Annotated in this window: 11 protein-coding genes; 3 read left to right on the top strand and 8 right to left on the bottom strand. The window is 70.3% G+C overall.

What is annotated here, in order from left to right; all coding sequences use genetic code 11:
• Position 1: 1 nt before the first annotated feature.
• On the bottom strand, positions 2-385 hold the full coding sequence (locus tag ABN611_RS25085; protein WP_350274675.1) for a hypothetical protein: 384 nt from the start codon (positions 383-385) through the stop codon (positions 2-4).
• Positions 386-546: 161 nt separating this feature from the next.
• Between ABN611_RS25085 and ABN611_RS25080 the strand changes: the two genes are divergently transcribed.
• The 3 genes from ABN611_RS25080 to ABN611_RS25070 are packed head-to-tail and all read left to right on the top strand — an operon-like array spanning position 547 to position 2,959.
• The gene (locus ABN611_RS25080; protein WP_350274674.1) at positions 547-741 is read left to right on the top strand and encodes a hypothetical protein; all 195 of its coding nucleotides are present in this window, start codon (positions 547-549) and stop codon (positions 739-741) included.
• A 23-nt stretch (positions 742-764) separates the two neighbouring features.
• Complete coding sequence (locus ABN611_RS25075) at positions 765-2,117, top strand: SPFH domain-containing protein (RefSeq protein WP_350274673.1); 1,353 nt, start codon at positions 765-767, stop codon at positions 2,115-2,117.
• Positions 2,118-2,176: 59 nt separating this feature from the next.
• The gene (locus ABN611_RS25070) at positions 2,177-2,959 is read left to right on the top strand and encodes a M23 family metallopeptidase (protein WP_350274672.1); all 783 of its coding nucleotides are present in this window, start codon (positions 2,177-2,179) and stop codon (positions 2,957-2,959) included.
• A 43-nt stretch (positions 2,960-3,002) separates the two neighbouring features.
• Here ABN611_RS25070 and ABN611_RS25065 read toward each other — a convergent pair whose 3' ends face one another.
• The 7 genes from ABN611_RS25065 to ABN611_RS25035 form a co-directional block, all read right to left on the bottom strand.
• Complete coding sequence (locus ABN611_RS25065) at positions 3,003-4,121, bottom strand: S1 family peptidase (RefSeq protein WP_350274671.1); 1,119 nt, start codon at positions 4,119-4,121, stop codon at positions 3,003-3,005.
• An 88-nt stretch (positions 4,122-4,209) separates the two neighbouring features.
• Positions 4,210-4,848 carry a response regulator transcription factor gene (locus ABN611_RS25060; protein ID WP_350274670.1) on the bottom strand — a complete coding sequence of 213 codons (639 nt, stop codon included), beginning with the start codon at positions 4,846-4,848 and terminating at the stop codon, positions 4,210-4,212.
• Positions 4,839-6,071 (bottom strand): histidine kinase, encoded by a 1,233-nt coding sequence (locus tag ABN611_RS25055; protein ID WP_350274669.1) that lies wholly within the window; start codon positions 6,069-6,071, stop codon positions 4,839-4,841. Before ABN611_RS25055 ends, ABN611_RS25060 begins: the two co-directional genes overlap by 10 nt.
• Before the next feature lie 55 nt (positions 6,072-6,126).
• Entirely contained in the window at positions 6,127-7,419 is a 1,293-nt protein-coding gene (locus ABN611_RS25050; RefSeq protein WP_350274668.1) for an N-acetylmuramoyl-L-alanine amidase, read from the bottom strand.
• A gap of 152 nt (positions 7,420-7,571) precedes the next feature.
• On the bottom strand, positions 7,572-8,666 hold the full coding sequence (locus ABN611_RS25045) for an amidohydrolase family protein (protein WP_350274667.1): 1,095 nt from the start codon (positions 8,664-8,666) through the stop codon (positions 7,572-7,574).
• 143 nt (positions 8,667-8,809) lie between these two features.
• The gene (locus ABN611_RS25040) at positions 8,810-10,012 is read right to left on the bottom strand and encodes a lytic transglycosylase domain-containing protein (RefSeq protein WP_350274666.1); all 1,203 of its coding nucleotides are present in this window, start codon (positions 10,010-10,012) and stop codon (positions 8,810-8,812) included.
• Positions 10,013-10,233: 221 nt separating this feature from the next.
• Positions 10,234-11,643, bottom strand: coding sequence for a lytic transglycosylase domain-containing protein (locus tag ABN611_RS25035; protein WP_350274665.1), 1,410 nt, complete (start codon positions 11,641-11,643; stop codon positions 10,234-10,236).
• Between the last annotated feature and the right edge of the window lie 27 nt (positions 11,644-11,670).

Genomic DNA, 11,670 nt, shown 5'->3' with positions numbered 1-11,670 from the left:
CTCACACGTCCGCTCCGGAGTGCCGCCGTACGAACGCGTCGACGAGTTGCTGCTGCACCTCGCCGGTGGCGCCGCTGAGTTCGAGCACATCGCCGTCGATGGTGATCTTCACGGTCCGCCCGGACGACGAGCGGCGCAGCCACTCCCGGATCACCACGATCACCGAACCGAGAGCCTGCAGTCCCGGCGCAAGCGAAACACTCAGCAGACCCGCGACCGCGGCCAGGCCGCCCTTGGAGCCTTCCGGCGCCTCACCTTCCCGGTACGGCTCGACCGTGTCCACGTCGAGCATCAGCAGCTCCTGGCGCAGCAGCAACGCCAGTACTTCGAGCTGCCCCTCGTCCGCCCCCGCCTCGACCACCTCGACCCGCACGTCTTCGGCCATGGCCCCTCCCCAATCCCCCAGGCCGTGCGTCCCGACAGCACCACCATGCGCCCGACAGCCGCCGGCCACAAGGTGCGACCGAACGTGTGGCCGTGGTTGTCGCAGGCGTGCCCTAAGCTTCGGGGGAACTGCAGCAGGCGGAAGTGCGTCGGAGGGGCAACATGGTTGGCAAGCGGGGGCGGGTGATCGGCCGGATCGCACCGGGGATCGTCGGCGAGGTGATGCTGCCGGTCCGGGGTGCCACCGAGGCCTTCTACGCTTACCCGGCGACCGACGAGGTGCTCGAGGTGGGGACGCAGGTGGTGGTCGTCGAGTTCGACCCGCCCCGCACCGTGTACGTCGCGCGCGCTTTCTGAATTTTGAGTTCCCTGGAGGGGAAATGCTCTGGACGTACCTGATCATCGCCGCGGTGGCGGTGGTCGTCCTTCTGATCCTGTTCCGGATGGTCTGGCGGGTGGCGGAGCCGAACGAGGCGCTGATCATCTCCGGCCTCGGCGCCCACTCGAGCACGGACCAGGTCAACGAGACCCTGGGCTTCAAGATCGTCGTCGGCCGCGGTACCGCGGTGCTCCCGGGCTTCCAGACCGTACGGCGGCTGCCGCTGGACATCCGGGCCACGCCGCTGACCGTCACGTGCGTGTCCAGCCAGGGCATCCCGCTGCACATCAAGGGCGTCACGGCGTACAAGGTCGGTGACGACTACGGCTCGATCGCGAACGCCGCCCGGCGGTTCCTGGAGCAGAGCGACGAGCAGGTGATGGGCACGATCCACGAGCTGTTCGCGGGTCACCTGCGGGCGATCGTCGGCTCCACCACGGTCGAGGAGATGCTGCACGACCGGGAGACGCTGACCACGAACATCCGCGGCTCGCTGGCCGGCGACATGGAGAAGCTCGGCCTGGTGGTCGACTCGCTGCAGATCCAGGAGATCGACGACGAGTCCGGCTACATCAAGAACCTGGGCCGCCCGCAGGCCGCCGCGGTCGAGGCCGCGGCCCGGATCGCGCAGGCCGAGCGGGACCGCGAGGCGACCGAGCGCGAGCAGGCCGCCGCCGCCCAGAAGGCCGCGGCCGTCCGGCAGAGCTCGATCGCGCAGGCCGGTTACCAGGCCGAGGTCGACCAGGCGAAGTCGAAGGCGTCGCAGGCCGGTCCGCTGGCCGAGGCGCTGGCCCGCCAGGAGGTCGTCGTCGCCGAGACCGAGACCGCGAAGCTGAACGCGTCGCTGGCCGAGAAGCAGCTGGAGTCGACGGTCCTGAAGCCGGCCGACGCCGAGGCGTACAAGCAGCGCACGCTGGCCCAGGCCGCGCGGGACGCGCAGATCGCGGCCGCCGAGGCGAACGCCCGGGAGGTCCAGCTGCGCGGTGAGGCGGAGGCGAAGGCCACCGAGCTGACCGGTAAGGCGGAGGCGTCCGCGGTGCAGGCGAAGGCGATGGCGGAGGCCGCCGGTATCAAGGCGCGCGCCGAGGCGCTGGCCACCAACACCGAGGCCGTCGTCGCGCAGCAGCTGGCCGAGGCGTACCCGGAGATCGTCAGCGCCGCCGCCGGCTCGTTCGAGAAGGTCGGCAACATGGTCGTGCTGAACGGCGCGCAGGGCATCGAGGACACCCTGGTGAAGACCATCACCATGGGCGGCTCCGGCTTCGCGCTGGCCAAGCAGCTGATCGACTCGCTGGCCGCGAAGAAGGACGACGAGAAGCCGACCCTCGAGCCCGTGCCCGACGAGTCCGCCTGACAATTAACTACAGACGCAAACCGTTGAAGGTTGCTGCTTGACGACTGACACTGAGCAGCATGCCGCCCAGAAGGATTCTCGCAGTACTCGCCTCGCTCCTGCTCGGCGCCGCCGCCCTGGTGGCGGTGCCGACGCAGGCGCAGGCCGCGCCGAACTTCAAGGCCCCGTTCCCGTGTGGCCAACGCTGGACCTACAGCCACCACTCCGCTGAGGTCCGCCGCGCACTCGACTTCGTCCGCGCCGACGGCGGGACGACGAACGGTACGCCGGTGCTCGCCTCCGCCGGCGGTACGGCGTACCGCTACTCGCAGCCGAGTGGCGCCGGTAACTACATCGCCATCGAGCACGGCGGAGGCTGGAAGACCTACTACTTCCACCTGGCCGCGTTCTCCGTCGCCAGCGGCCAGCAGGTCGCGCAGGGCCAGCAGATCGGGACGACCGGCAGCACCGGCAACTCCTCCGGCCCGCACATCCACTACGAGCAACTGCTCAACGGTGTCGGTCAGAACATCGTCATCAACGGGTCCGCCCTCGCCTACCCGGGCTCGTACAACCAGTACTTCCTGACCAGCGACAACGGCTGCTCCGGCCCCGGCAAGAACTACATGACCTGGGGCTCCGGCGTGAACGTACGGGCCGACGCACGCCTCAGTGCACCGGTCGTGACCACGCTGCCGGGCCCGACGTCCGTGTGGGTGCTCTGCCAGAAGCAGGGCGACACCGTCAACGCCGAGGGGTACACCAACAACTGGTGGTCCAAGCTGCGGGACCAGAACGGGTTCATCAGCAACATCTACATCGACGACCCGAACGCCCAGCTGCCCGGCGTACCACTGTGCTGAACGTGTGGGATCCCCTTGCGCCGCAAGGGGATCCCACACCGCGTCAGGCCGTGTGCAGGGTCAGCCCGTACGCCTGCAGGATCTCGTTGACCGGCTGGAACCAGGTCTCGCCGCCGCTGCTGCAGTTGCCCCAGCCGCCGGACGTGACGCCCTGCGCCTGGTCACCGGTGATGAACGAGCCGCCGGAGTCGCCGCCCTCGGCGCAGACGCTGGTCTTGGTCGCGCCGTAGAACAGCTGCCCGTTGCCGTAGTTGACGGTCTCGTTCTTGGCCAGGATCGTGCCGCAGTGCCAGTGCGTCGTCGAACCGCTGCGGCACACCGAGGAGCCGATCGGCGCCTCCCACGAGCCACGGACGAGGCGGTCGCTCACCTGGCCCCAGCCGAGTACGACGGGCACGGTCCACCAGCCGTAGCCGGTAGCCACCCAGGCATAGTCGTTGCCCGGGAAGGACCAGCCGCGGAACTCACCTTGGTTAGAACCGTCCCAGCCGCGCACGATGCCGCCGCGCCCGCAGTGGCCGGCGGTGACGTAACCGCCGTGCACCGAGAAGCCAATCGAGCAGCGGATGTTGCTGACGTAGTACGGGTCACCGCCGACGGTTCCGGCGGCGTAGGTGCGTGGCGCCTGGGCCGCGACCTCCTTGACCGTCACTGCACCCGCCTTGGCGACGCGGGCGACGAATGCGTCCACGGCCGCGGAACGCTTACCTGCCTGGACGTTGATCACCACGCTGCCGGTCCGCGGGTCAGCGGCCCAGCCGCTCACTGCCGCGGGTACTGCCTTGCCGGCCAGCTTGTCGACCGCTGCCTTGCGCCGGTCGAGCTCCTTGGCCGGCACCGGTACTGCGGCCACCTGGGCGCCAGTCGCTCGTACGGCGGCCGCACGCTGCTGGCCGACGACACCGACAACCAGCTTCCGCGTGGCGGCGTCGTACCAGGCACCGCCGAAGGCGGCACCGGCCGCCTTCTGGGCCGCGGGCAACAACTTGGCTGCGGCAGTCTCTGCCGCGAGGCGTTCCTGCATCTGCGGCTCTGTCAGCCGGAAGTCGCGTTGCATCGCGGCCGCTTGGCCGGCTACCGCAAGCGGCTCGGGCGCGGCGACGGCCTGCGCAGGGACGGTCAGGGCGGCCGCCGTGAGCACGGCGGTCAATAGGACCTTCATCTGAAACTCTCCTCACCTAGGGGCGGTTCGGTGGATGAGAGCGCTCTCAGCACTGAGAGTGGCCTACGTTGTCAGGCGCGTCAAGGGTTCACAGTCCGAGGTAGGCGAGAACCGCGAGCACCCGGCGGTGGCCGGAGTCGGTCGGCGGCAGGTCGAGCTTGAGGAACACGTTGCCGACGTGCTTGTGGACGGCGCCGTCGGAGATGAACAGCTTCTCGCCGATCGCGGTGTTGCCGAGGCCTTCGGCCATCAGCGCGAGCACCTCGCGTTCGCGCGGTGTGAGCCGGTCGAGCGGACTGCTCCGCTTCACCATGAGCTGGCTGACCACCTCCGGGTCCAGCACGGTGCCTCCGGCCGCAACCCGCCGTACGGCCTCCAGGAACTCGTCCACCCGGGACACCCGGTCCTTGAGCAGGTAGCCGACGCCCTCGCTGCCGGCCGCCAGCAGCTCGGCCGCGTAGACCTCCTCGACGTACTGCGAGAACACCAGCACCGGAAGCCCCGGCCGCAGCCGACGGGCCTCGATCGCGGCACGCAGGCCCTCGTCGGTGAAGGTGGGTGGCAGCCGTACGTCGACCACCGCGATGTCCACCTGGTGCTCGGCCATCGCCTTGGCGAACTCGTCCGCGTCGGTGGCGATCGCCGCGACCTCGAAGCCGGAGTTGTCGAGCAGCAGGCTCAGGCCCTCGGCGAGGATCGGGTTGTCCTCGAGGATGATCACCCGCACGGGAGGAGCACCTCGATCCTGGTCGGTCCGCCGATGGGGCTCTGCAGCTCCATGTGGCCGTCGATGGCCTGCACGCGATGGAGCATGCCATGCAGGCCGCTCCCCCGCCCCAGCAGGTCCGACTGCTCACTGATGCGTGCACCACCGATCCCGTCGTCGGTGACAGCCAGGTACAGGTCCTCGTCCCGCCGTTCGAGCTGTACGTCGACGTGGCCAGCGGCGCTGTGCTTGGTGACGTTGGTGAGGGACTCAGCGACGACGAAGTACGCAGCGGCTTCCACTGCCGCCGGTACGTTGCCCAGCTCACCGATGCGGAGCTCGACCGGTAGAGGGCAGCGAGCAGCCAGTGCGGACACGGCTCCGGCCAGGCCGCGGTCAGCAAGGATCGGCGGGTACATGGTGCGCAGTACGCCGCGTAGCTCGGTCATGGCCTGCTCTGCGCCGTCACGAGCGTCGTCCAGCAGTTGCGCCGCCCGCTCCGGGTCCTCTGCCATGGTCCGCTTCGCGATGCCGATCCGCATTGCCAGCGACACCAGCTGCGCCTGCGTCCCGTCGTGCAGGTCCCTCTCGATCCGGCGCAGCTCTGCGCCGTGTGAGTCGACAGCGCCCGCTCTGCTCTTGGTGAGCTCTTCGACGCGCCGCTCCAGCCGGGCGGTGTCCAGCTGCTCCTGGCTGGGCGCAAGCAGCTCAAGCGCGGCCGTGGCGTGGCGGCGCGCCAGAGCGGGCGCAACCCAGCCCAGGAAGGCCAGACTCACCAGGATCTGGGCAGGGCCGTTGGTGAGCGCCTCCAGCCAGCTGTCCACGCCGACACCCATCAGGGTGAAGTTGCCCGGGTCGAGCTGCCACAACGCCATGGTCGCGATCGCCGCCGGCGCACCGAGCACGGCGATCATCGCGACGACCAGCTCGGGAATCATCGCCACCGGCATCAGCAGACACCGCAGGCTGCGCTTGAACGACTTGTCCCGGAACAGCGTCACCACATCACCCGGCCGGCGTGGCAGCGCGGGCGGCAGCACCTCAGGCTGCGGCCGACCGAGGTACTGCGCCGCACGCCGCCGCTCGCTGTTGGCCAACCGCACCAGACCTGCCGTGATACCCGGGACGAACCAGCCGAACACCAGGCTGAGCGGCGTCGCGACCAGCAGCCCGATCGACTTGAGGAAACGAACGGCCAGATAGCCGGCGGCCGGGCCGCCCCGGGACACGATCTTCGAGAGCATGCACCCATCCTGCGGCACCGCGGGCGCCGAGATCGGTACAGCAGGCTCTACCTTCTCAGCATTCGGGGACGCCTGGCAGCTTCGGGTTGGGGTCGTCGATGTAGATGTTGGTCATGTAGCCCTTCTGGTCGCGCAGCTTCGACCACCAGTTGTTGGTGTAGCCGCCGGCCGTCACGGTGTCGCCCTGGATCTGGCACTCGACGAAGACCCGGGTCGGGCCGGGCAGCGTGGTCACGACCGACGCGGACAGCTTCGGCGCGGAGCGGACGTTCACACCGCTGCCCCAGGTGGTGAAGTTGTACTGCGGCGGGTTCGGGTCGCCGCCGTTCACCAGCTGCATGTAGTAGTCCCAGTTCCAGTTCGGGCCCGGGTCGGTGTGGTCGTTGTTCGGCATCTCGCTGTGGCCCTTGATGTGCGCCCGGTCCTTCGGGATGCCCCGCCGGTCGGCGATGTTGCGGGTCAGCGCGGCCGACGAGCGGTACATCGCGTCGGTGAACCAGGACGGCTGGTCGACCCAGCCCTCGTGCTCGATGCCGATCGTGTACGGGTTCTCGGTGCGGACGTGCCAGGCGGTGTCCTTCTCGGCGACCATCTGGGTCACCTCGCCGTCGCTGGAGCGGATCACGTAGTGCGCGCTGACCTTCGCGGACGGGTTCTTGAACCAGCTGATCGTCCCGGCGTACGAGCCCTGGGTCACGTGCACCACGATCGTGCTGATCGCCGCGGTCCGGCCGACGCGGTAGTTGCTGGTGCTCGCCGGGTTCCAGATCGCGCCCGGGTAGTCGACGGCGGCGGTACCGAGCGGCGCGGTCTTCGTGTAGGCGCCGCGCTCCGGCGCGACCTGCTGCGGCTGCGTCGTCACGCCGGCGGCGTTCACGCCACGGCTGATGATGCGGTACACCTCGTCGGTGTAGAGCCGGGCCGTCGGCGCGTCGGCGGAGTGCGAGTACTTCGCGATCACGCCGTACCACTTGTCGACGTCGGACCGGTCGGTCAGCCGCGCCTGGTCGGCGTACGCGTCGAGGACGGCGGCGGCGCCGAGGATGTTGGACGTGTTGTCCTTGGAGAGCTTCGCGATCGGCAGGCCGGTGAGCTTGCTCGCCTCGGACAGCGTCTGGTTCACGTTGTTGCTGGCGAGGTGCATGACGCCGTAGCCGTTCGCCTGGCTCGGTTCGCCGTTGTGGCCGTCGAGGTGCGTCTCGGCGTACGCGACGCCGACCAGAACCTCACGCGGTACGTCGTACTTCGCGGCGGCCGTGGCGAAGGCCTTCGACAGCGACGGCGGCTCGGCCGCACTGCTCGGGAGGGCGGTCAGCGCGAGCGCGCCGACTGCTAGAAGCGCGGACACCTTGGGTAAAAGGGCGGCCAAAGAAGAACATGACTGTCCCATGGGGCGGGTTCCTTCCTGGTTCGGTCCGCCGAGGGGCGTCGGCGGTCCCGTGTGCCCACGCTAAGGGAAGATCTTACGGTGATTCCAGTGTTTGAGTGAATTCTTTCCCGTCACCGGTGGAACACCACGCGGCCACGCAGCGCGATCAGCCGCGGGTGCGTCAGGACGGCGGGATGCGCCCGCGGATCCTCGTCGTACACGACCAGGTCCGCCGGATCGCCCGGCCGGAGCTCACTCGGTGCGCCGAGCCACGCGCGCGCACCCCACGACCCCGCGGCCAGCGCCTGCTCGCCCGACAGGCCGATCTCGGTGAGCGCCTGGACCTCCCGGGCGACCAGCCCGTGCCCGAGGACGCCGCCCGCGTCCGTCCCGGCGTACACCGGTACCCCGGCCTCGAAGGCGTCGCGCAGGCGGTGCAGGCGGCGGTCGTACAGGTCGCGCATGTGCGCGGAGTACACCGGGAACTTGCTCGCGGCCTGGTCGGCGTACTGCGGGAAGTTCTCGAGCTGGATCAGCGTGGGTACGACGGCCACCTGGTGCTCGGCCATCCAGCCGAGCAGGTCCGGCTCGATGCCGGTGCCGTGTTCGAGACAGTCGATGCCCGCGGCCAGCAGGTCCGGGAGCGCGTGCTCGCCGAAGACGTGCGCGGTGACCCGGGCGCCGAGCTCGTGGGCGCGGGCGATCGCGGCGTTCAGCGCCTCGGCCGGCCAGCACGGGGTCAGGTCGCCGGCGTCGCGGTCGATCCAGTCGCCGACCAGCTTGACCCAGCCGTCACCCCGGCGGGCCTCCTGCTCGACGTATGCGACCAGCTCGTCGGGCTCGATCTCCCAGCCGTAGTTGCGGATGTAGCGCTTCGAGCGCGCGATGTGACGGCCGGCGCGGATGATCTTCGGCAGGTCCTCGCGCTCGTCGATCCAGCGGGTGTCGGCGGCCGACCCGGCGTCGCGGACCAGCAGCGCCCCGGCCTCGCGGTCGGCGATCGCCTGCTGCTCCTGGGTCTCCTTGTCGACGGCGCCGTGCTGGTCGAGGCCGATGTGACAGTGGGCGTCGACCAGGCCCGGCACGATCCAGCCGCCGGTGTGCACGGTGGTCACCTCCGCAGCGGCGGGCCGGTCGACGACCAGCCCACCGCTGAGGTGGAGCTCCTGCCGCTCGCCGGACGGCAACACCGTGCCGACGAGCCTGAGTACGCCGGATTCGGTCATGGGGCCTCCCGGCCTGGACTGAGGAGCGCAGGGAGCGCAGCGACCGGAGCGACGAGGGAAGGCCGGGAGTCACAGCCCCATGACCCGCCGCGCCGGAGGCGTGGCATCAATACCGTCATGGGATCGACCGTATCCGGGACCTGCTATCCGTGCGAGCCGCCGCCCGGCGTGCAGGTCGGGGTGGTGGTCTGGCTGCCGTCGCACGGCGTCCCGCTCGGCGTGGCCGACGGGGTCGGCGTGGGCGTCGGGGTCGGAGTCGGCGTGGGGGTCGGCGTCGGAGTCGGGCTCGGTGTCCGCGTCGGGGTCTTCGTCGGGGACTTGGTCGGCGACTTCGTGGGCGACTTGGTCGGTGACGTGGTCGGCCGGTCGGTCGGCGTCTCGGTCGCCGTGTCCGCCGGGCGCGGCACGGTCGGCTTGTCCTCCGGCGACTCCGGCGGCACCGGGGGCACCGTCGTGGTCGGCACCACGGTCGGCGTGGGCGTCGGCGTCGTGGTGTCGTCCGGTACGTCGGGCACCTGGCGCGGGTCGTCGCGGCGCTCGGCGTTGCCGGTCGGCTTCGCGGTCGCGATGTTGCCCTTCGCGTTCGGGATCAGGACCGCGCTCTTGCTGTAGACGCGCATCCACTTCAGCACGGTGGCGACGAAGTCCTTGGAGTGCTGGTACCTGAGCAGGGCCGCGACCAGGTCCCGCGGGTTGCGCAGGTCGTCGCCCTGGGCGCACAGCACCACGGCGACCGTGGTCACCGCGTCGTACACGTTGTTCGGGTTGCGGTAGCCGTCGCCGTTGCCGTCGGCCCCGAACTCGTCCCACACGCCCGGCACGATCTGCATCGGCCCGACGGCGCGGTCCCAGGTCTGGTCGGCGTCGTACTTGCCCTTGTCGGTGTCGGTGATCCGGCCGTTGCCGCGGCGGCCGTTGAGCACCGGGCCGAGGATCCGGCCGCGGGTGGTGCCGGCCACGTCGACCCGGCCGCCGCTCGCGTGGTCGGACTCGACCTTGCCGACGCCGGCCAGCAGCGGCCAGGTCAGCCCACAGTTCGGCCGCACGACCGCGAGGTTCGCGGTGGCGCGGCGGTAGGCGGGGAACACCCCGCGCGGAATGCCGTTCACGGCTCCCGGGCGTCCGGCGCGGACGACGGAGCGGCCGTCGGTGGCCCCGGAGACCGGGACGTCGGCACGAGCGGGTTTGTCAGATCCGAGCCGGCCGTCCACTCCGGGGCGCTGCGGCACGATCATCGTCAGTTCGTCGAACTCACCGCTGTTCAGCCCGGCCCCGGGTGACGGGGCGACCGGGCTGTCCGCCGCGAGCTGGCCGGCGGCACCGGCTCCCCCCGAGGCGACGGTCACGATGGCCCCGACCAGGAGCGGGGCAGTACACAGTGAAGCGATGATGATTTTGACCCGACGGTTACCACTACGGGTTAGGCGCATAGCCCCTTCAACGAACCAAGCGCCAGAAAGTTACATCAAGACGACGCAAAGTTACGGGACCCAGAAAGCACTCGGAAAACCGGCACCGGGGTAACGATCGCGGCTACCTCAGGCTACCGCCAGGCCGCGGGTCGGGGTCAGTTGCCCGGCGCCGCGTCCGGGGAGGCCGACGACTCGGGGGCCTGCGACTGCGGCGCGCATGTCGGCGAGGTCGTGTCCGGTGACGACGGCGTGGTCGTCGGGGAGTCCGACGTACCGTCCGGCGACGGCGACGTGGCGTCCGGCGAGGTCGGCGTCGGCGTCGCGGAGGAGGTCGGCGTGCAGGTCGGGTCGGTCGGTGTCGTCGTCGGCGTCGTGGTGGTCGTGGTCGGCGTCGTCGTCGGTGTGGTCGACGTCGTCGGCGTGGTGGTCCGCGGCGGCGTGTACGGCGGCTTGGTCGGCGTCGCCGAGGTCGTCGGAGGCTTCGTCGTGCCCGGCCCGTTCGTCGGCGTCGTCGTCGGCCTGGTGGAGCTGGTCGGCGTCGAGGTCGGGCGGGACGTTGGCGCCGACGTCGGGCGGGTCGTCGTACTGCTCGTCGGGACCGTGGTCGCCGGTGTGGTCGGCGGGGTCGTCGGCGGCGTGGTCGGGGTGTCCGTCGTGGTGCGCGTCGAGTCCCGGTCGTCGTCCGCGTTGCCCTCGTCGCCCGGGGTGTCGATCTGGCCCGGCTCGTCCGGGACGCTGACGGTCTGGTTGCTGTACGTCTGCATCCAGCGCAGGACTGTCGACACGTAGTCCATCGAGTGGTTGTAGCGCAGCACCGCCTGCACGAGGCCCTGCGGGTCGGCCAGGTTGGCGCCGCCGGAGCAGAGGTAGTCCCCCGCCGCCCGGGCCGCGTCGTACACGTTGTGCGGGTCCTTGGTGCCGTCGCCGTTCCCGTCGGCGCCGAACGCGTTCCAGGTGCCGGGGATGAACTGCATCGGCCCGACGGCGCGGTCCCACGACGTGTTCCCGTCGTACGACCCCTGGTCGGTGTCGGCGATCGCGGCCATGCCGGGGCCGCCGTTCAGCACCGGGCCGAGGATCTTGCCGCGGGTGTTGCCTGATCCGTCGACCTTGCCGCCGCTGGCGTGGCCGGACTCGACCTTGCCGATCCCGGCCAGCAACGGCCAGGTGAGGTGGCAGCCGGGCATCGAGAACGCGAGGTCGCGGGCCGCCTTCTGGTACGCCGCCAGCACCGTGCCCGGGATGCCCGACGGGTTCCCGAACACGCCCTGGATCGGCTTCACGGTGCCGTCCGTGGTGCCGGTGAACGGGACCTGGACGGTGGACTTCTCCTGCGTCGGCAGGCTGCCGTCGACACCGGGCTGGTTCGGCAGGTCGTTCGCCAGGTCGTCGAAGACCGCGTCCTGGCGCGGGGCGCCCAGCGCGTGCGCGTCGACGATGAACGTGTTCGAGGTGACTCCACCGACGACGAACACGGCGACCATGGCAGTCGGCGGAGCCAAGCAGACCCAGGTGGCGGTCAGCTTCCCCCGCCAGGTGTCCAGGTTCTTGAACTGCTGCCTCATCCGAACCGTCCTCGACGCATTCCGCAG

It is taken from the genome of Kribbella sp. HUAS MG21 (genome assembly GCF_040254265.1).
Classification (GTDB): Bacteria; Actinomycetota; Actinomycetes; order Propionibacteriales; family Kribbellaceae; genus Kribbella.
The sequence above is the reverse complement of the archived record's forward strand: the minus strand, read 5'-3'. Positions and strand labels throughout refer to the sequence as shown.